A 19,912-nucleotide genomic window follows, 5' to 3' on the forward strand; every position below is an offset into this window, starting at 1 on the left:
GGTGGCTCCGGGGTATCGGGGAGGTGCTTTCTTCCTGATCGCCCGGCTGGTGCTCTATCAGCATGATGTCAGCATGATGAGGCCGGTGCGATGACCCAGGGCACTGAGGATCCGCACAACGGCCAGCACGTATCGGCGGGGCTCGACCGGAACCTCGCCGAGCAGGCACAGCGACGGCTGCTGGAAGAGCAACTCATCAACAACGAGCTGACCGCCCTGGTGGCCACCTCGGCCCTGGGGATGGGATTCGATAATCCTGATCGGGGATTCGTGATCCGCCTGGGCGCCCCGAGTGTTGGACTATCTCACCGAACACGGTCCCACATCGATCACCCAGCCAGAGACCGCGGTGGCCCTGAAACGTAGCCATTTGGAGTTATTGCTGAAAACCCTGGCGACCGATAGATTCCCGCGGCGGTCCTCACTACGGTGGTACAACTACTGGCCGAATGGGATGGGGACCAGCGCCCGATCGCGGTGGTGTCGGTCCGGGGCGGGAACTCGGCGTTTCGTCGCGCACAGGTTCACCAGCGCTTTCAGGTGCCCGATCACCTGGTGACCGCGCTTGCCGAGACCACCCACGGAGTGCTTCCCTTGGCGCTGGCGGGGTAAAGAACCCGACCGGATTACTGATCGCGAATGGCGGCCAAGGCCCGATCACGAACCTCAGCCATCACGGATTCGTCCTGGGCCTCACCGTTGTACCGTAGTAAGGGCTCGGTGTTCGAAGGCCGAACGTTGAACCACCAGCCACCGGACTGGGAGGCCACCGTCACCCCGTCGAGCCGGTCAACCGTGAGGTCGTTATCGGCAGAGTCGGTCTGGAAGGCCTCCAGCACCCGCGCGGTGGCAGCCTCCTTATCGGCAACCTCGGAGTTGATCTCGCCGGAGGCGATGTAGGGGTTGAATTCTTCGGCCACGTCGGACATGGCCCGTTCGGTGCTACCCAGCACGGCCAGCACGTGCATGGCCGCCAACATGCCGGTGTCGGCGTTGAAGAAGTCCCGGAAGTAGTAGTGGGCCGAGTGCTCACCACCGAAGACAGCATTTTCCTCGGCCATGACCGCCTTGATGAAGGAGTGCCCCACTCGGGTGCGCACCGGTCGTCCACCGCTGGCGGTCACCAGCTCCGGGACCGCCTGGGAAGTGATCAGGTTGTGAATAATCACCGGGGTCTGTTCACCCTCTGCCTGAGCACGCTGAATTTCACGCTGAGCCACGATCGCGGTGATTGCCGAGGGCGAGACGGGGTCACCGTTCTCATCGACCACGAAGCACCGGTCGGCGTCACCGTCGAAGGCCAGCCCTAGATCGGCGCCGGTTTCGCGCACACGTGCCTGCACATCCTTGAGGTTCTCCGGCTCCAGCGGGTTGGCCGGGTGATTCGGGAAAGTACCATCCAGGGTGAAGTACAGCGGATCGATCTCGATCGGTAGCGCCTCGAGAAGCTCATCACCCAGCACCGCCGGGGTGGTCTTGCCAGCCATGCCATTACCGGCATCCACCACGATCTTCAGCGGACGAATGTGAGACAGATCCACCAGGGAGCGCAAAAACGTGGCGTAGTCAGTCAACGTCTCGGTATCGGAGTACTCGCCGGGGTTTTCCACCGCAGGAATCCCGCCCTCGTTCAGGTAGCGCTGGGCTAGCTGTTGAATCTCGGCCAGGCCGGTGTCGGCCGAGATCGGGCTGGCCCCGGCACGCGCCATCTTCATCCCGTTATAGGAGGACGGATTGTGACTGGCGGTGAACATCACGCCCGGAGCGTTCAATACTCCCGTGGCGTGGTAGAGCATGTCGGTGGAAATCAGCCCCAGGCTGGTGACATTGGCCCCGCGGGATCGCGCGCCGTCGGCGAAGGCCTGCATGAATTCCGGTGAGGAGGCGCGCATATCGCCACCGACGAGCATAGTGGCACCGGCCAGCTCGAGCACATCCACGAAAGCGGCTCCCACCGCCCGCACGGAGTCATCGGTGATGGTGGACCCGACAATGCCACGCACATCGTAGGCTTTAAACGATTCGGATAGGTCAACGACATCTGGTGTTTGAGAACTCACAGCAGACACTCTAGTCAGTCAGTGCCGATTGTGCCGAGCCTCGGCAGACGCTGGAGTTCCCAACCCCGGGAGCTCGGCCACAGGCCGGGCTGAGAATGACGGTGCACTCCAGTTACCGACCAGCTGGGCACCGTACCGCACCCACCGAATGAGACGAACAGACCGGTCAGGAGGCGAGACAGACTGTGGGTGAGAATCGTGGATGATCAGCACACAGCCACCCGGGCGTGGCACGGGCACGTGCCTCAGACCGCCGGATACCGCCGGTTATTGGCGGGCCTCTTGTTAGCCGGGATCGCCACGTTCGCCCAATTGTACTCACCCCAAGGGCTACTACCACTGATCTCGGCGGATGTGCAGATCAGCGCCGATCAAGCCGCACTGTTGATCTCGATGGCCACCGCCGGGCTGGCGCTGGCGGTGATCCCGTGGTCTTTCGTTGGTGATCGTCTGGGACGCAAAAAAGCCATGGCCATCGCGCTGATGGCGGCCTTGATCTTCGCCGTTGCCTCGGTGGTTGCGCCGTCGTTCAACCTCATGCTGGTGTTCCGGCTCCTGGAAGGCATCAGTCTCGGCGGGGTCCCGGCCCTGGCGATGGCCTATTTGAATGAGGAAGTTGATCGCAAGTATGCCGGCCAAGCTGCCGGAACCTACATCGCAGGCACCGTGATCGGCGGACTTATCGGCCGGGTGATCGCCACGCCGATCGGCGACTGGGCCGGGTGGCGAGTCGGGATGCTCATCGTCGTGGTGATCGCCGGCATCTCAGGGATCGGATTCTTATTGCTCAGCCCCGATGCCAGAGGGTTCACACCCTCCGGGCACAGCATCAAACACGCGTTGGTGGCGATCACCGGCAATCTGAAATCCCCGCAATTGATCGTCACCTATCTGCAGGGCATGTTGCTGATGGGCGGGTTCGTTGCGATCTACAACTTCCTGGGATACCACCTGATGACCGAACCTTTTTTCTTGCCCGCTGCGGTGGTCTCCGTGATCTTCTGGGCCTACGTGATGGGGATAGTCACCTCTCCGATGGCCGGGCGTTTGGCCACCCGTTACGGGCCAGCGACGGTGCTGCTAGCGGTTTCGGCAGCCATGGTGATCTCGGTGGCGCTGACACTAGTCCCCAATGTGTGGGCGATCTTGTGGGGGCTGATCATTTTCACCGGAGCGTTTTTCGCCGCCCACTCAGTGGCCTCCGGCTGGGCGGGTGCGGCCGCGGTGGCCGGCCGGGCACAATCCACGGCGCTGTACAATCTCTGCTATTACGCTGGATCGAGTCTTTTCGGATGGCTCGGCGGAGTGTTGTTGGATGCCCACGGTTGGCCGGGCACCGTGATGATGACCATCGTGTTGACCCTCACCGCGGCGTTGCTGGTGGTAGCCGTTGTGATCACCCGGGGGATCCGCGATCGTCGCGGGTAGGTCATGTGACCACATGAGGGCGACAGAATGCGCTAGGGGACCGTAGAATTGTCCCCATGGAATACCTGATCCCCGTGCTCATCATCCTTGGTGTTGCTGTTCTTGTTGCCCTGGGGTATCGCGGGGTAGCCGCTGTGGCGAAGAAAAATAACGGCTCCTCCAAGCCGTCTCGGTCCTCCTCGGGGACCGGTGGCGGGTCTCAGCGACGCGGTGGTGGATTGTCCGAACGGATTTCACCGATCACCGCAGCGCAAGCCTCCACGCGGTTGGATGAAGAAGACCACCGCCAGGTTTATCGACTGATTGCCGTCGGTAAGATGCGGGAGGCCGCCATGCGGTACCGTGAGGCGACCGGTGTGTCCTCGATGGATGCGATGCTGGATGTGCAGGCCCTGGCGTCCTACCCACAGGAATGGATCAGCATCGACGAGGCCGTGTCGTCCTCGGAACCGGACACGCCCCACATGGCACGTGACAGTGCTGAGAATACTCCTCTAAACGATCGGGACGACCAGCGCGACCAGGACGATCTGACCCCGACAGACCGCTCAGTACCGGATGACTCCGATGGTGCTACATCGGCTGATCAGGCTGGCTCGGAGCAGTCCCCGGCAACGGAGGACGGAGAACAGGAACTGACCGACCTCACGGTTCCCGTCGAGTGGGAAAACGAAGATTTCAGCACCCCGGAGCCTCGTGGCTTCCAGGTCGAAGTCATGCGCGATAACGGCACCGTGCAACTCTCGAGTGAGGACCTCCCACCGTGGCTACGAGATCAGTTACGGGCGATGGTGCGTGATCACCGCATTGACGAGGCAGCCCAAACCCTGTCAGAGCACACCATGCTCACGGTGCCCGAAGCGATGGACCTGATGCAAATCTTGTCGCAACAGGATAATAATCCCCAAGACGACGCCTAGGCCTCTAAGCGTCGTCCTCGCCAACCGGTCCGCCTTCACCTTCCCAGTTTTCCACCTGGGTCACTTTGCTCCGGGGGAATTTGGCGCGCACCCCCTGACCACCGTGGGCATCCTCGGTGATGAATCGGGCCCCGAGATGCTCCAACGTTGTTTTGAGCTGGCGGGACTCGGCCTCGGAAAGTTCGCCCACACCCTTTTCGAAGTCGCGGAGCTGTTGGCGAGATAGTCCCGCTTCCTGTGCGACGTACATGGGGTTGACACCTGCAATGGCCCGAGCAGCCCGAGCCAAATGACCGTTGAATTCAAGTTGTTGACTCATATCCCCATAGTCTCATGTGCCACGCGGGGATTCTAGGGTCTGCTGTGCCACCGACCACTGTTAAGCGTGGGTTGTGATACCGCGGTGATCCTAGTTTTGTCGTATCACCTGACGTTTTGGGGGCATAAATGACACGAACACGATTGGGTCCAATTCCGCTACCTCCCTTTATTTGCAACGAAAAACCCCGGAAACTCGACGGTTCCCGGGGTTATACGCGGAGGCGGGGGGATTTGAACCCCCGGTCCGGTTTAACCCGGACCCTTCATTAGCAGTGAAGTCCATTCGGCCGCTCTGGCACGCCTCCAGATGCGCCCTGAGGTAGGCACAACTCTCTTAGCATAGCTAACCCGGGGCTCGATCTTCAAAACAGCCAGATGAAGCGACGGTCCGTGACTGACCCCAGTCTAGCAATTGTGCTTCAGATCACTCCTGCTGTATGTTGTCTCTCAAGGAAGGCATTGACACCATCACAACGACAATCATGGAGATGATGTGATGAACCAGCAGGTTACGACGAATCAGACCTATCAGGATGTCTACCGCTACGCCACAGACCATCCAGAGCAGTTTTGGTTGGAGAACGCAGCGTCGCTTCAGTGGGAGAAGGCTCCCAGCGTCGCAGTCGAGCAACCCGATGAGTTCCACTGGCGGTGGTTTCCTGATGGCGAAATCAACATTACGGTTCAAGCCCTAGATCGGCACGTTGCTGCCGGTCACGGTGATCGAATCGCGATCTACTACGATTCGGCGGTCACCGGGGATAAGCGAGCCGTGACCTACCAGGAGTTGCTGGAGGAGGTCGCCCAAACCGCTGGAGCTCTGCAGGATCTCGGCGTGACCCGGGGTGACCGAGTGTTGATCTATATGCCAATGATTCCCGAGGCGGCGGTGGCGATGCTGGCTTGTGCCCGTTTGGGAGCGATCCACGTGGTGACCTTCGGCGGTTTTGCTGCCAAAGAGATCACCACACGAATGGACGATACTCAACCGAAGGTGGTGCTCACGGCGTCTGGCGGGATCGAACGCACGAAACAGATCCCGTACTTGCCACCGATCAAGGCCGCCATCGAATCTGGAGAGCATCAACCGGAGTATGTGATTGTCAAAAAACGGCCCCAGTTCGACGAAGAGGCCCGAGACTTTGATCCATCATGGTTGGACTGGGACGAGACAGTCGCCACGGCTAGCGCCGCGGAGGCCGTGCCGGTGGCCTCCTGTGACCCGCTGTACCTGCTTCACACCTCGGGTACCACCTCGAAGCCCAAGGCTGTCATGCGTGACCAAGGTGGGTACGCCACCGCGTTGGAGTGGTCGATGCCCCGTATCTACGACCTGCATGCCGGTGAGGTGGCATTTGTGGCCTCCGATATCGGCTGGGTGGTGGGGCACTCGCATATTATTTACGGACCCCTGATCACCGGGGCATCCACCGTGCTCTACGAGGGGAAACCGGTGGGCACCCCGGATGCTGGAGCTTTCTGGCGGGTCGCGGAAGAATACGGAGCGAAGATGCTCTACGCGGCTCCCACAGCATTCCGCGCGATCCGGAAAGAAGATCCGCGCGGTGAGGAAGTGAAGAAATACGATCTGTCTCGTCTGGAGAACGTGTTCTCGGTTGGGGAGCGACTCGATGAGGCCACCTACCACTGGATTGTCGAGATCACTGGCAAGCCGGTGGTTGATCACTGGTGGCAGACCGAAACCGGATGGCCGGTGGCGGCCAACCCCCGTGGCCTGGAAAAGCTCCCATTCAAGCCCGGCTCCCCGACGGTGCCGATGCCCGGATTCCAAGTCTCTATCGTGGATGCAGCCGGAGAACCCGTGGCTGACGGGATGGAAGGCAATATCGTCATCAAGCTTCCGTTGCCACCCGGGGCGTTGATCGGACTTTGGAACGAGGAAGATCGATTTAAGCGCTCGTATCTGGAAACGTTTCCGGGATACTATCTCACCGGGGACACCGGGTTTATCGATGAGGATGGTTACATTTTCGTCCTGGGTCGGTCGGACGATGTGATTAACGTGGCCGGACACCGGCTGTCGACCGGGACTTTGGAAGGTCTGGTGGCAGAACATGACGCGGTGGCCGAATGTGCCGTGATCGGGGTGGCCGATGAGCTCAAAGGTCAGAAACCGGTGGCCTACGTTGTCTTGGCAGATGGTGCCGAGATTTCTCAGGAGCAACTGGCCGAAGAGCTGATCGCCAAAGTTCGGTCAGACTTTGGCGCGGTGGCAGCATTCCGAGATGTTGAGATCGTCTCCGCGTTGCCCAAAACCCGTTCGGGCAAGATCCTGCGCCGGACAATGCGTGACATTGTCGAGGGCAAGGAATACAACACGCCATCAACCATTGAAAACGCCAGCGTGCTGGACAGCTTCGGGCAGGAAACCACCCGACTGAACGGCTAGTTCGATCCACAGAACCGCTCACAGAAGCGGCCCCTCGACGTCCAGACTGCGAAGCGACGTAGCCTGATGCGTCGAGGGGCCGTGCGTTGCGGTCTGTCTGACTCATCGCACGTGAGTTAACAGACCACTGACAGCGGACGGTGTGGGATTTGAACCCACGAGACGGGGTTACCGCCTACTGGTTTTCAAGACCAGCGCCTTCGGCCGCTCGGCCAACCGTCCTGACCGCACTATCATACAGGTCTTGATCCCGATCGGCACCTTCAGATGACGCGACCATGACCCTCGCGACGAGACGAACCACCCAGCAAGGGTAGGGCGATGAGCATCTGTGGTGTTATATCCAGCACAGGTCTGAGACAATGAAGGCATGTTTGCAGTACGGTTTCACACCCCCGCAGGACACGATCAGCCCTCGGTCGACCACCCCTGTGAGGTGAAAGTTGTCGAGGAGCCGGTCCCGGAATACGGTGCGAGGGAGGTATTAATCAAAGTTGCTGCCGCCGGGATGAACCAGGCCGATATCCACCAGCGGGCCGGTAACTACCCCCCTCCGGAAGGTGCCAGCGAGATTCCCGGACTGGAAGTGGCCGGCACCATTGAAGCCGTTGGTGCCCAGGCCGGTCACTGGGACTTCGGTACGCCGGTGTGCGCCCTACTGGCCGGGGGCGGTTACGCCGAATACGTGGCGGTGGATGCCCGCCAGCTGTTGCCCTTGCCCGAGAATACGTCCATGACCCAGACGGCCGGACTCGTTGAGGTCGCGGCCACGGTGTGGGCCAATGTGTGGATGCAGGGTGGGGCTCAGCCAGGCGACGTTGTGCTGATCCACGGCGGTACCGGAGGGATCGGTGAGTTTGCGATCCGTGCCGGGCTCGGCCTGGGGTTGCGCCCGATCGCCACCGCCGGAAGCGAGTCCAAGTGCCAGGCCGTGCAACAGATGGGTGCCGAGGCCATTAACTACCGGAGCGAGAGTTTTGTCGATCGGGTAATGGAGCTGACCGACGGCCACGGTGCCGACGTTATCCTGGATACCGTGGGCGGGGCCTATGTGGAGGACCACGTCAAAGCGGTGGCTAGTGGCGGTCGGGTTGTTACCATTGGCACCCAGGGCGGAGCCAAAGGAACACTGAATGTGATGCGACTGATGGCCAAACAGGCCTGGTTTACCGGAACCCGGTTGCGCTCACGGACCGCTGAGGAAAAAGCCGAGGTGCTCGCAGGAGTACAGGCTCACCTCTGGCCGTTGATCGCAGACGGTCGGATCTGTGTCTCCGAACCGGAGGTGTTTGATCTCACGGATGTCGCAGCGGCCTTCGACCGGTTTGGTGACGCTGAGCGACAGGGCAAGATCGTGTTACGGATGCCCGAGGCGTAAGATACCAGCTCAGACGAAACAGTACAGAAGAACACCGAGACCGAAAGTAGCTGAGGCGATGAAGCTGGGTCCCTTTGCGCGTCGTCGCCAACAACGTCGCGATGACCGGGAGTTGGGTCACCATTTGTGGCGTCAGGCCCACGACCGGTTTCATCGCTCGCTGCAACGCTATTGGCAGATCGTGGACCCGGATGAGGAATACGCCCGCAACGTCCAGGGTTTCGTCTCGGCTGAAGAACGCAACGGGTTGATTAACGCCGGCAATATTTTGGCCGATCTGTTGCCCAGGGTGCGGGCATTGTGTGTGGCCGCGCGCCGGGCCAGCCCCGATCAGCAGAGCCTTGATGTGCCCGGAGAATTTCAGGATCTGCACCGGTGGATTTCACGGGCTGCCAATGATTTGGCGGCGGTGGCCCAGGCGGCTGCGATGTTCCGACGGGGGCAAACCGATGTGTATACCGTCGGTCGTCGGGCCCAGAAAGTCATCGAGGACATTGAGGCCGCTGAGGCCGCACTACCCGATCTGACGTCATAGGGCGGGCGGACCTCGATCAGGGGTTGGTCCGTAGCCGGGGTGGCCAGGACAGCAGGCGTTCGGCCGGACCAGTGCCGAACCTCACCCACCAGCCGTGGGCGGCTAGCACGAGGGTTGCTGACAGGCCGATGGTGACCAGATATCCCTGGGCTAAGTTCTCCGGGGCGGGACGGATGACCAGGGCCAGAATGATCAAGTGGGTCAAATAGACGGTAAAGGCGAGACGTCCGGCCGATACCAGGGCCGGGACCCACCGTTTCAGGTAATGCTGGGTTAGCAGACAAACACCGAGAATAACCGCTGCGATCCCGATGCTGGAGAGCAACCATAACGGCATTTCGGAGTGCCCCTGCGCGGTACGTAGCTGATCCCAACCGGCCTCGGAGCCCACAGGACCGAAGAGGTGCAATAACGCGGTCGCGGTACCCAGGCCGATGACCGTGGCGGCCAGGCCGAAGAACACCAGCTCGCGCTGAACGACGGGCGGCCTCGCTCCAGCCGGCCGAGGCTGAGCTCGATCAACGTCAGACCGAAGCAGTGCAAGCCGGTAATACCACCCACATCACCGTGGTGGATGACAGTGGGATGACGGTTTCGATGACGCAGACCCTGACCAGTTTTTGGGGAGGGGATCAGTCTGAGTATGTGGCCGGGTTCTTTCTCAACGATCAGCTTAACCGGTTCGCGGCACTCGACACTGAGCAGAATCAGCCCGCGCCTGGACGGAAGTCGGTCAGTTGGTCTGCACCGGTGTTACTCCTGGATGATCAAGGGCGGCCGGTGTTGGGCATTGGTTCCCCGGGGGACATCAGATCCCGAATATTTTGGCCTCCACAGTGTTGCCGTGGACGTTGAGCGGAGCCAGCCTTGAGCAGGCGGTTACCGGACCGCGACACAGTCTGCAGGGCTCAACCTTGGCCTTGGAAACGGAACCTGCTGCCGAGGTGACGCAACTGGCTGAGGACCAGGGCTGGGAGATTCAGGTCACTACCCGCAACGACGCGGTATTCGGCAGCGTTCAGGCCTTGGAGATCGACTATGAGGCCAGGACCCTCACCGGGGCACCAGATCCCCGTCGCGATGGCGACGTGGAGATTATAGACGGCGATTCGACCGGGGCCGGCTGATGCGGCGTCTCTTGCATTGACACCGTCACCCCGGCGGTGATTGACTTCACAGGGATATTCAGTGACGTAGGTCTCAGACCCTTGATCAGGAGGACCACGATGCCCACCGTGCTGGTCGCGAACCGTGGAGAGATTGCCGTGCGTATCGTGGAGGCAATCCACGCGGTGGGGATGAGCGCCGCCGTGGTCTATACCGCCGACGATCAGGCACACATCCGGCACGCCGACGTGGCGGTGGAGCTCAACGGTACCGGGGTGGGGCCGTATCTGGATATCGATCAGGTGATCGCAGCCGCGCAGTCGGTGCAGGCCAGTTACCTTCACCCTGGGTACGGATTTCTCTCAGAGAATCCGGAGCTAGCCCGGGCCGCCCAGCAGGCTGGGATCGTGTTCGTCGGGCCTGATGCGCACGTGCTGGAGGTTTTCGGTGATAAGGCCCGGTCGCGACAGTTGGCTGTCTCGGTGGGGGGTCCGGTCGTTCCTGCCACGGGGTTGAACCCGGACTTGCCACAGGCTCAAGAATTCTTGGCTGAGCACGGCACCGTGATGATTAAGGCGCTCGCCGGTGGTGGCGGGCGAGGGTTGCGCCGGGTGTCGGATCCGGCGCAGTTGGAGTCACTGATGCGCGAGTGCGCCCGGGAAGCGCAACAGTTCTTCGGGGCCGCAGATGTGCTGATCGAAAAATTCGTGGCCGACCCGCGCCACGTGGAGGTGCAGGTGATCGGAGACGGGCACCACGTGCAACAGCTGGGAGAACGAGACTGCTCGGTGCAACGTCGCCACCAAAAGATCGTGGAAATCGCGCCGAGCCCGCACCTGAGCGAGCAGCTACGGGAACGTCTGACTGCAGTGGCGCGACGGATCGTTGAGGCGGTGCAGTTGAGGTCGTTGGCGACGGTGGAGTTTTTGGTGACCGGTCAGGGACCCGACGACGACCTCTACTTTATGGAGGTCAATCCGCGCTTGCAGGTCGAGCACACGGTGACCGAGGAGATCACCGGTGTGGATCTGGTGGCCGCTCAGTTGCACCTGGCGGCCGGGGCATCACTGACGGAACTCGGTCTGGACCAGCCACCGGTATCGCGAGGGTATGCGATTCAGGTCCGGGTCAACGCGGAGGTATTGGAGGCCGACGGAACGGTGACCCCCACCGCGGGCACGGTGGAGCATTTATCGTTACCGGCCGGGCGCTATGTGCGGGTTGATACCGCGCTTCGGGCACCCGCGGTGATCAATCCCCGGTTCGACTCGCTGATCGCGAAGGTGATCGGACGCTCGGAGACCTTTGCCGGGGCTGCTCAGGTGACCGCCCGGGCGTTACAGGACCTTTCGACCGCTCCGGTGGACACCAATCGTGGCCTGTTGCATGCGATCCTGACAGACGAGCAGTTCCGGTCCGGGGCTATCACCACCGGATATCTCCAGGCTCGACTGCCGCAGTTACGAGAGCACCCGCCAGTCGGGCAACTAGACGACCAGTTGCAGGACGTATCAGCTAGGCGGGCAGCGCTTCCACATCAGGTCACCGCAGAGAGCCGGCGCGCGGTTCCTGAAGGGGCGCAACCCATCAGCACCCAGGTCACCGGGGTCGTGATCTCGGTCGAGGCGACACCGGGCGAGCGTGTGCCGGCTGGGACGACGGTGGCCACGGTGGAAGCGATGAAAATGGAACATCCCGTACGGGCGCGCACCGAGTGCGTGGTGCAGGGTGTGTTGGTCGAGGTCGGAGACACCGTCGAAGCTGGGCAACCACTGGCCTATGGTCAGTCGATGTCCGACCACAATGCCGTCTCGAGCGAGTCCAGTGACCCCGATCGCCCGGCGGGTTCGGACCGGACCAGCTCGACCAACCTCGAGGAATGGCAACCGGAGTTGGACGAGCTAGCCCGGCGAGGCGAGTTCGCTCACCAGCACGGGGGTACAGCCAAAGTCGAACGCCAGCACGCCGCGGGTAAGCTTACCGCACGGGAACGGATCGCACAGTTGGCTGACGAAGGTTCCTTTGCCGAGATCGGAGCGCTGACCGGATTCGGTGAGTACGATGACCAGGGTCGTCTGATCCGGGTCAAACCCACCAATTATTTGTCCGGCACCGCCTTGCTCGCGGGGCGACGGGTGCTGTTAGGGGTTGATGATTTCACGATCCGTGGTGGATCCGGAGATGCCGCGATCTATGACAAACAAATCTTCACCGAGCAACTGGCCGGGGAAATGCGGGTCCCGATGGTGCGGGTGCTCGACGGGGCCAGTGGGGGCGGGTCGGTCACCAAAGTGCTGGATGCCCAGGCAATGTATCTGCCGGTCAACCCGGCGTGGAATCACGTGGTCGACAATCTTTCCCGGGTTCCGGTGGTCTCGGTGTGTGCTGGCCCTACGGTCGGGCTCGGCGCGGCTCGGTTTGTTATGTCTCATTTCGGGGTGATGATCGAGGGGATCGGGCAACTGTTCACGGCCGGACCACCGGTGGTCAAAGCCGCCACCGGTGAAGACTTGAGTAAAGAAGAACTCGGCGGGGCCACCGTGCACCGAGGCAACGGCACCGTGGAACGAATCGTGGCCGATGAACAGACCGCCTATCGGCTGGTCCGGGAGTTTCTGTCCTACCTTCCGTCCTCGGTCGATGAGATCCCCGAGGCCATTGCCACCGATGACCCGGTGGATCGAGCCGATGAGGCCCTCGTCTCGGCGATTCCTCGCAACGAACGACAGATCTATGCCATCGAGCCGATCGTGGAGGGTATTTTTGACCGGGGCTCGGTGTTCCGCTTCGCCGAATACGGGGCCGGCACCTACACGGCGCTGGCGCGACTAGACGGACACCCGGTTGGCGTCATCACCGCTAATCCGGCCCACGGTGCGACGTTATCCCGCGAGGGTGCGATGGCGGTCGAGCGCCTGGTGAACCTGTGTGAGGCCTTCCACGTGCCGTTGGTGAGTTTGACCGATCAGGCCGGGATGACGATCGGCTCCCGCGCGGAACGAGATGCCACGATCCGGCTCGGTGCTCGGGCAATCAGTGCGATCTATCAGGCCACGATTCCGCAGGCCGAGATCATTCTGCGGCGGGTGTACGGGGTCGGTGGTGCTGGGATTGTCAACCGGCACCGGGCGGTGCGTAGCTGGGCTTGGCCCTCGGGAGATTGGGGGTCGCTACCATCCCAAGGCGGAATCGAGGCGGCGTTCCGTTCTGAGTTGGCGACTCATCCCCATCCGGGACAGCGCTTGGCAGAGATCACCGAACAACTGCAACGGTACTCCTCACGGTTTCGAACCGCCGAAACGTTCAGCGTCCAAGACATCATTGATCCCCGAACCACCCGCCGGCGACTGTGCGAGTGGATCCATGACGCCTACCGGGTGCTACCGCGTCTTCTCGGGGCGCCCTGCTTCGGTGTGCGCCCCTAAGTACGGCTGGTAGCTCAGAGTCATACCAGCGTGCACCGTAGAGTGGTTTCAGACAGCTCACGGCACAACCGATCCACACAGAGAGGCGGAACAGGAACCATGGTTCATCGGATTGCAGTGATTGCCGGAGACGGTATCGGCCACGAAGTCGTGCCCGAAGGCCTCAAGGTCTTACAGGCCGTTGCTGAAGCGTATCAGGTGCCCCTAGAATTTGAGCACTTTGAGTTTGCTTCGGCACAGTATTGGTCGCAAACCGGGCACATGCTACCGGAGAACTGGAAAGCGATTCTCAGCGGGTTTGATGCGATCTATTTTGGTGCGGTGGGGTGGCCACAGACGGTGCCCGACCATATCTCGTTGTGGGACTCGCTACTGACATTCCGCCGGGAGTTCGACCAGTACGTCAATCTCCGTCCAGTGAAACTTCTGCCCGGGGTTCCCTCACCGTTGGCCCACCGTCAGCCCGGAGAGATTGACTTCGTGGTGGTCCGGGAGAACACCGAGGGGGAGTATTCCCGCATTGGTGGCACCATGTTCGAGGGCACCGAACGAGAAATCGTGGTCCAAGAGACCTTGATGACCCGGACCGGGGTAGACCGGATCGTGAAATTCGCCTTCGAGCTGGCCGAGCAGCGTCAGCGGAAACTGACCTCGGCAACTAAATCCAATGGCATCTCGATCACCATGCCCTACTGGGATCAGCGGGTGGCTGAGCACGCCAGACACTTCCCCCAAGTGGAGGTTGAAAAATTCCACATTGATATTTTGGCAGCCCACTTCGTCTTGCACCCGGACCGGTTTGACGTGGTGGTGGCCTCGAACCTGTTCGGTGATATTCTCTCCGATCTCGGTCCGGCGTGCACCGGAACCATCGGGATAGCCCCGAGCGGGAACATCAATCCGACCGGTAGGTTTCCCTCGCTGTTCGAACCGGTGCACGGCTCCGCCCCGGATATCGCCGGCCAGGGGATCGCCAATCCGATTGGCCAAATCTGGGCCGGTGCGATGATGATGGACTTCTTGGGGTACCGCGAGGCGGGGCAGGCGATCGTCACCGCCTTCGAGCAGGTGCTGGCTGACGGCGCGGTGCTCACCCCGGATCTCGGCGGGACCGCGGGGTGCGCAGAGCTGGGAACCGCCATTGCTGAACGGGTCACTCGCTGAGAGATCAGCGTTGCGGGTCGGGGGCGTTGAAAACCCGGGCACTCGGACCGGGCACGTCTGGAGCCTCCTACCGGATTCGAACCGGTGACCTGCTCTTTACGAGGGAGCTGCTCTGGCCAGCTGAGCTAAGGAGGCGAGGCTGAACAAGCCACGACTAGAAATCATAGCGGTTGCGGTGGCCGTTGAGCAAAACGTTGTGCTCAAGCATGACAGCTGACCACAGACGTTCGGGGCACGCCAGGGCGAGGACTAGGCGTTCGGGCAGATGGTGCCGTCCTCCGGTACGGTGCCGTGGATCAAGTAGTCATCCACCACCTCGATGATGCAATCGTTACCGACAACGTAGGCGCCGTGGCCTTCACCCTGATGGGTGACCAACACGCCGGAATCGAGTTGATTGGCCAGGGCCTCAGACCACTGGTAGGGGGTAGCCGGATCCCCGGTGGTGCCCACCACGACAATGGGGTCTGCCCCGGTGGCAGAGACTTCACGGCGTGGCTCGGGGGTCTCAATCGGCCAGACGTCACAGGCGATCGCTCCATGAGACATATACGGTCCAAACGTCGGGGAGACCTGCGCGAGTTGCTCGGCGTGAGCATCCATGTGCTGTTGATCGGCATTGACCGGGTGGTCGGCGCAGTTGATGGCATTAAAGGCGTCAAAACTGTTGGTGGTGTAGGTGCCATCCGGGGCCCGGTCGGCCGTGATATCAGCCCAGGACTGCACCAGCGACGGGTCACCATCGATGGCCTCGGTCACGCCCTGCCCTAGCAACGGCCACGACGCTTCGGAATACAGAGGCACGATCAGCCCTGACACGAAGGTCCCGATCGGCACATCCCTCCCATCGGCGGCGGTGGGCGTCGTCTCGGCGACATCGGCTAGCAGGTCGCGGACGGTCTCCACGATCTGCGTGGTGGAGCCCTCTAGCTGACATTGATCCGGGGTCTCGGTGCACCAGGTGGCCCAGGCGTGGAGGGCTTGTTCAAATCCTTCGGCCTGAGCCAAGGTGATCTCGTCGGTGCCCACCGCCGGATCGAGCGCGCCGTCAAGCACCATGGCCCCAACCCGATCCGGGAACTGCTCCGCGTAGCTGGCACCCAACGCGGTGCCGTAGGAATAACCCAGGTAACTCAGCTTCTCATCTGCGAGCACGGCCCGCAGAATGTCCATATCCTGGGCAGCACTATCGGTATCGATATGATCGAGCAACTCACCGGAATTCTCATCACAGACGCTGGCATACTCTTCGGCCTGCTCGCGCACCTGCGCTAACCCCTCATCGCCGGAGAGATCGCCCTCATCAACGGCGCGCAACTCATCGGTACCGGCATCATCGAAACACTCCACCGCAGAGGAATCACCCACCCCGCGGGGATCAAAACCGGTGATGCTGAAGGCCTCGAGCAGATCCTGGGAAAACAGGGTCTCGGGGTCTTGCTGAACGAAATCAACACCGGAGGCACCCGGTCCGCCGGGGTTGACGAGGAGGCTGGGCTGATCCGCGTCGGTCCCGGCCGGACGGGTCACCGCAATCTGGATCGAGGCCTCCTCGGGGTGGTCATAGTCTAAGGGGACTTGCACCATCGAGCACTCGAAGTCCGTCGTCTGCTCGCACTCGGACCATGTCAGGTCTTGATCGTAGTAGGACTCCAGGGTGCCAGCCTCCCGAGAGATACCGGGGTTCTCATCCTCGGGCTGTCCGTTCTCGGTGGGTTCCTCAGAGCCCTGGCCGTCAGTGACAGGCTGCGAATCGCGACCGGTGTTAGTGCTGTTCTGGTCTTGCTCAGACGAGCAGGCCGACAGCCCGAGACTCAGCGCGGTGATGACCGCCAGAGCGGTCGTGGTAGTGCGGTCAGACAGCCAGCGTGGGGCGGTAGGGGATGGGGGCATCGGTGATCCTTCCTCACTCAGGGGCGGGGTCGGCGTGGGATCAAGGCCAGAAACATGGCTTCCAGGGCCAGCTGGGGCGGGACATTGCTCCGCAGGCGTAGCCGGGCCTCGTTGATGGCCTGTAGCGCGTTGAGAGGGTGGGCCGGGGTCACGGTACGGGCGTAGTCGAGTAGCTGATCGGTCAAATGCGGATTGATCAGCTCGATATCGTGACGGGTCGTGGCATCCGGAACGTGCTGAATCATCAACACATCCCGGTACAATCCACTCAGATCAATCATCGCCCGATCTAATGCATCGTGCACGCTACGTTTCGTTCGGGCGGTCTGTTCCTCCTCGAGACGTTTGACGTGGTGGCGCAGTTTCGGCGGAATCGTTTCATCCGCGTTCAACCCTAAGGACCGCAACAGGCTGGCGCGTTCGTCGGCATTGCGTTCGGTGGCCGAGTCATCGGCTTCTTGCTTGGTGAGTGCGACGAGTTCTTCGGCGGCTGCCACCGCTGCCGAGGCGGTGCGAATGGTCAGTGGCAGGCGCACCACCTCATCCCGGCGGCGCATTGCCTCGTCGTGACTGGCTAACCAGCGGGCCATTCCCACATGGTGTTGAGCCAGCTGGGCAGCACATCGCGCTCGTTGCGGGTCGAGACCGTCGCGGGAGACCAGCAGATCCGTGACATCCTCCAGCGAGGGGATCGCCAAGTTGACCGATCGGGTGCGGGATCGAATAGTGATCAACACATCGGCCGGGGAGGGGGCACACAAGATCCACAGCGTGCGCTCGGGGGGTTCCTCAATGGATTTCAGCAACACGTTGGTGGCCCGTTCGGTCATCCGGTCGGCATCTTCCATGATGAAGATCCGCCAGCGCGCGGTGGCCGGGCGGTCCTGGGCCTCGGCGACCAGGGAGCGGACTTCCTCGATCGTGTAGTTGACCTTCTCGGTGGCCAGGATCTTCACATCCGGGTGAGAGCCGGCCGCCACCGTGGTACAAGCCGGACATTGCCCGCAACCACGTTCGGCGAGCTCCTCGCGCTGACAGACTAGCGACTGGGCGAAAGCTCGGGCAGCGGTGGAGCGACCCGACCCCGGAGGCCCGGTAAACAGCCAGGCGTGGGCTGGGGCGCGCAGTGTCTCGGGACGAGTTAGTTGGGCAATCACGTGGCGCTGGCCGGCCAGATGGTGCCAGACCGGCGGAAACTGGCGCGAGAGATGCGAGTCAGTGGCGAAACTGGAGTTGACGGTGTGGTTCATCGGCGCGACTCCGGGGGCCCCGCGGGTCCGGTCGACGCCGTCGGCTCGATCAATGCCCGGGTCAGCAGATCCTGCTGCACGCGCTGGGCAATGGTGTGGGCGATGTCGCTGACCTCACCGGTGGCATCCAACACGAGGTGGTGTACGGGATCGGCGGCCGCTTGGGCGAGGAAAGAGTTCCGCAACCGCGTGTGAAAGGCGTACCCGGCCGATTCGATTCGATCCTCACCGACACTGTGTTGTCGTGCCCGGCGTCGGTGCGCGCCCAGCTCGGGGTCGAGATCCAACACGATGGTCAGATCAGGACGTAGTCCCGCCACCGCTGGGGCATTGAGCCGTGAGACCAGATCTTCGCCCAGCTGACGGCCGGCCCCCTGGTAGGCCACTGACGATGCCAGAAAACGATCGCTGACCACCACGTGTCCGGACCGTAGTGCCGGGCCAATCACCTCAGCACAGTGGGAGGCGCGTGCCGCGGCGAATAGATACGCCTCGGTCAACGGCGTGATGTGCTCCTGTGGGGACTCCAACAGTAAAGTCCGGACGTTTTCGGCCAGCGGGGTCCCGCCGGGTTCCCGGGTGTGGATAATCCGCTGATCGGGATGCACCCACGGCAAACCGGCCAACAACTTGTGCAACCGGGATTTTTGGGTCGATTTGCCGGCACCGTCGCCACCCTCAAACACCACAAAATACCCGGTGCGGTCGTCGAGCGCGTCCGGGCGACGGGCAAAAGCAGGATCAGGTGCGGGGTGACTCACGCGGATCAGTCTACCCAAAACCCGACGAGCAACACTCAGGGTGTGATCGAGATCGAAACCAGGATCTGCGCGTAGAATAGCATCATGCTGACATTATCTACCCCCGGGGCGATTGTGCTGACCATTGAGCACTGGCTCAGCATCATTTTTGCCGTGGTGTCACTGGTCATCCAACTCTGGGCGTTCATCGATTGCCTGGGGCGCAAAAGTCGTGACTTCCTGGCTGTGGGACGTCAGTCGAAAAACTTCTGGCTGTTGCTGACCGGGATCTCGGCGGCCGTCGGTACCATCATGACCGCCCTGCCGTTGTTGTTCTACCAGGTTGGAACCACCGGCCTGCTGACTCTGGTAGCGCTGTGTGTGGCTGCGGTGTACTTGGCCGGTCCGCGCCGAGAGATCAAAGGAGATACCGGCGGATACGCCTTTTAGTCCGCGGGTGAGGTGACCGACAAGACCCGATATGCTGGAGCCATGACTCAAAATTATCGTCTCGTGCTCTTGCGTCACGGCCAAAGTGTTTGGAACGAAAAGAACCTGTTCACCGGGTGGGTGGATGTCCCGCTGACCGAGAATGGTCGCGCCGAAGCGACCCGCGCCGGCGACCTGCTGGCTGAGGGTGGCTTTTTGCCCGATGTGGTGCACACCTCGCTGTTGCGCCGGGCCATTACCACCGCGAATCTGGCTCTGGACACCGCTGATCGGCAGTGGATTCCGGTCAAGCGTTCCTGGCGATTGAATGAGCGCCACTACGGTGCCTTGCAAGGCAAGAATAAGACCGAAGTACGCGATGAGTACGGCGAAGAACAGTTTATGATCTGGCGTCGATCCTACGATACGCCTCCGCCGGAGTTGGCAGACTCCTCCACCTGGTCCCAGATCGGTGACCCCCGCTATGCGGACCTGGGAGATAACGCCCCGCGCACCGAGTGCTTGAAGAACGTGCTCGAGCGTCTGTTGCCCTACTGGAACGACGCGATTATTCCGGATCTGGCCGAGGGCAAGACCGTGCTCATCGCTGCCCACGGTAATTCGTTGCGCGCTCTGGTTAAGCACCTGGAGAACATCTCCGACGACGATATTGCCGGGCTGAACATCCCCACCGGAATTCCGCTGGTCTACGAGCTGGATACGGACTTTGCCCCGCTCGCCCCGGGACGCTACCTGGACCCTGAGGCCGCTGAAGCTGGTGCTGCCGCGGTGGCCTCCCAGGGCAAGTAGTCGGCCCGGCCATCCGCCACGATGGTGTCGGCTCACCGTCTG

Annotated in this window: 17 protein-coding genes, 3 tRNA genes and 1 pseudogene; 12 read left to right on the forward strand and 9 right to left on the reverse strand. The window is 61.8% G+C overall.

All coding sequences use genetic code 11. The features are described from left to right. Positions 1 to 90: 90 nt before the first annotated feature. Both DCC24_RS10545 and DCC24_RS10550 read left to right on the forward strand, forming a co-directional pair. Entirely contained in the window at positions 91 to 366 is a 276-nt protein-coding gene (locus DCC24_RS10545) for a hypothetical protein (RefSeq protein ID WP_110099875.1), read from the forward strand. Positions 367 to 429: 63 nt separating this feature from the next. Continuing rightward, positions 430 to 612 (forward strand): hypothetical protein, encoded by a 183-nt coding sequence (locus DCC24_RS10550; RefSeq protein WP_110099876.1) that lies wholly within the window; start codon positions 430 to 432, stop codon positions 610 to 612. Positions 613 to 626: 14 nt separating this feature from the next. Here DCC24_RS10550 and DCC24_RS10555 read toward each other — a convergent pair whose 3' ends face one another. Then, positions 627 to 2,060 (reverse strand): phosphomannomutase/phosphoglucomutase, encoded by a 1,434-nt coding sequence (locus DCC24_RS10555; RefSeq protein ID WP_110099877.1) that lies wholly within the window; start codon positions 2,058 to 2,060, stop codon positions 627 to 629. A gap of 198 nt (positions 2,061 to 2,258) precedes the next feature. On the opposite strand from DCC24_RS10555, the gene DCC24_RS10560 reads away from it, so the two are divergent. Both DCC24_RS10560 and DCC24_RS10565 read left to right on the forward strand, forming a co-directional pair. Beyond that, on the forward strand, positions 2,259 to 3,488 hold the full coding sequence (locus tag DCC24_RS10560; protein ID WP_233492069.1) for an MFS transporter: 1,230 nt from the start codon (positions 2,259 to 2,261) through the stop codon (positions 3,486 to 3,488). Between the two features lie 56 nt (positions 3,489 to 3,544). Beyond that, positions 3,545 to 4,408, forward strand: coding sequence for a hypothetical protein (locus tag DCC24_RS10565; RefSeq protein ID WP_110099878.1), 864 nt, complete (start codon positions 3,545 to 3,547; stop codon positions 4,406 to 4,408). 4 nt (positions 4,409 to 4,412) lie between these two features. On the opposite strand, the gene DCC24_RS10570 is transcribed toward DCC24_RS10565, so the two are convergent. Both DCC24_RS10570 and DCC24_RS10575 read right to left on the reverse strand, forming a co-directional pair. Next, positions 4,413 to 4,727 (reverse strand): XRE family transcriptional regulator, encoded by a 315-nt coding sequence (locus tag DCC24_RS10570; RefSeq protein WP_110099879.1) that lies wholly within the window; start codon positions 4,725 to 4,727, stop codon positions 4,413 to 4,415. Between the two features lie 218 nt (positions 4,728 to 4,945). Further along, positions 4,946 to 5,034 (reverse strand) — tRNA-Ser (locus DCC24_RS10575). Positions 5,035 to 5,225: 191 nt separating this feature from the next. On the opposite strand from DCC24_RS10575, the gene DCC24_RS10580 reads away from it, so the two are divergent. Further along, on the forward strand, positions 5,226 to 7,139 hold the full coding sequence (locus DCC24_RS10580; RefSeq protein WP_110099880.1) for an AMP-binding protein: 1,914 nt from the start codon (positions 5,226 to 5,228) through the stop codon (positions 7,137 to 7,139). A gap of 134 nt (positions 7,140 to 7,273) precedes the next feature. Here the strand turns inward: DCC24_RS10580 and DCC24_RS10585 are convergent. After that, positions 7,274 to 7,361, reverse strand: a tRNA-Ser gene (locus DCC24_RS10585). Positions 7,362 to 7,509: 148 nt separating this feature from the next. Here DCC24_RS10585 and DCC24_RS10590 point away from each other — a divergent pair. After that, positions 7,510 to 8,517, forward strand: a complete 1,008-nt coding sequence (locus DCC24_RS10590) for an NAD(P)H-quinone oxidoreductase (RefSeq protein WP_110099881.1) — start codon at positions 7,510 to 7,512, stop codon at positions 8,515 to 8,517. Positions 8,518 to 8,575: 58 nt separating this feature from the next. Then, positions 8,576 to 9,052: a hypothetical protein gene (locus tag DCC24_RS10595; protein WP_183145620.1), complete on the forward strand. Its 477-nt coding sequence runs from the start codon at positions 8,576 to 8,578 to the stop codon at positions 9,050 to 9,052. A 16-nt stretch (positions 9,053 to 9,068) separates the two neighbouring features. Here DCC24_RS10595 and DCC24_RS10600 read toward each other — a convergent pair whose 3' ends face one another. After that, entirely contained in the window at positions 9,069 to 9,515 is a 447-nt protein-coding gene (locus DCC24_RS10600; RefSeq protein WP_158524665.1) for a DUF418 domain-containing protein, read from the reverse strand. A 62-nt stretch (positions 9,516 to 9,577) separates the two neighbouring features. Here DCC24_RS10600 and DCC24_RS12405 point away from each other — a divergent pair. From DCC24_RS12405 to DCC24_RS10620, 3 genes and pseudogenes are all read left to right on the forward strand, one after another. Then, a pseudogene (locus DCC24_RS12405) lies at positions 9,578 to 10,179 on the forward strand (gamma-glutamyltransferase); the annotation flags it as partial. A 99-nt stretch (positions 10,180 to 10,278) separates the two neighbouring features. Further along, the gene (locus tag DCC24_RS10615) at positions 10,279 to 13,584 is read left to right on the forward strand and encodes a carboxyl transferase domain-containing protein (RefSeq protein ID WP_110099885.1); all 3,306 of its coding nucleotides are present in this window, start codon (positions 10,279 to 10,281) and stop codon (positions 13,582 to 13,584) included. A gap of 99 nt (positions 13,585 to 13,683) precedes the next feature. After that, a complete protein-coding gene (locus DCC24_RS10620) occupies positions 13,684 to 14,748 on the forward strand; it encodes a tartrate dehydrogenase (RefSeq protein ID WP_110099886.1) in 1,065 nt (354 codons plus the stop codon). A 58-nt stretch (positions 14,749 to 14,806) separates the two neighbouring features. Here the strand turns inward: DCC24_RS10620 and DCC24_RS10625 are convergent. The 4 genes from DCC24_RS10625 to tmk all read right to left on the reverse strand — a co-directional run bounded on the left by DCC24_RS10625 (position 14,807) and on the right by tmk (position 18,652). After that, positions 14,807 to 14,883 (reverse strand) — tRNA-Thr (locus tag DCC24_RS10625). A 114-nt stretch (positions 14,884 to 14,997) separates the two neighbouring features. Further along, positions 14,998 to 16,641 (reverse strand): alpha/beta hydrolase, encoded by a 1,644-nt coding sequence (locus DCC24_RS10630; protein WP_110099887.1) that lies wholly within the window; start codon positions 16,639 to 16,641, stop codon positions 14,998 to 15,000. Positions 16,642 to 16,658: 17 nt separating this feature from the next. Beyond that, positions 16,659 to 17,891, reverse strand: coding sequence for a DNA polymerase III subunit delta' (locus DCC24_RS10635; RefSeq protein ID WP_110099888.1), 1,233 nt, complete (start codon positions 17,889 to 17,891; stop codon positions 16,659 to 16,661). Continuing rightward, the gene (tmk, locus tag DCC24_RS10640; protein WP_110099889.1) at positions 17,888 to 18,652 is read right to left on the reverse strand and encodes a dTMP kinase; all 765 of its coding nucleotides are present in this window, start codon (positions 18,650 to 18,652) and stop codon (positions 17,888 to 17,890) included. Before tmk ends, DCC24_RS10635 begins: the two co-directional genes overlap by 4 nt. An 84-nt stretch (positions 18,653 to 18,736) precedes the next feature. Between tmk and DCC24_RS10645 the strand changes: the two genes are divergently transcribed. Then, on the forward strand, positions 18,737 to 19,081 hold the full coding sequence (locus DCC24_RS10645; protein WP_110099890.1) for a DUF2516 family protein: 345 nt from the start codon (positions 18,737 to 18,739) through the stop codon (positions 19,079 to 19,081). Between the two features lie 42 nt (positions 19,082 to 19,123). Beyond that, a complete protein-coding gene (locus tag DCC24_RS10650; protein WP_110099891.1) occupies positions 19,124 to 19,870 on the forward strand; it encodes a phosphoglyceromutase in 747 nt (248 codons plus the stop codon). Positions 19,871 to 19,912: the final 42 nt, after the last annotated feature.

Source organism: Auritidibacter sp. NML100628 (assembly GCF_003185985.1).
GTDB lineage: Bacteria > Actinomycetota > Actinomycetes > Actinomycetales > Micrococcaceae > Auritidibacter > Auritidibacter ignavus.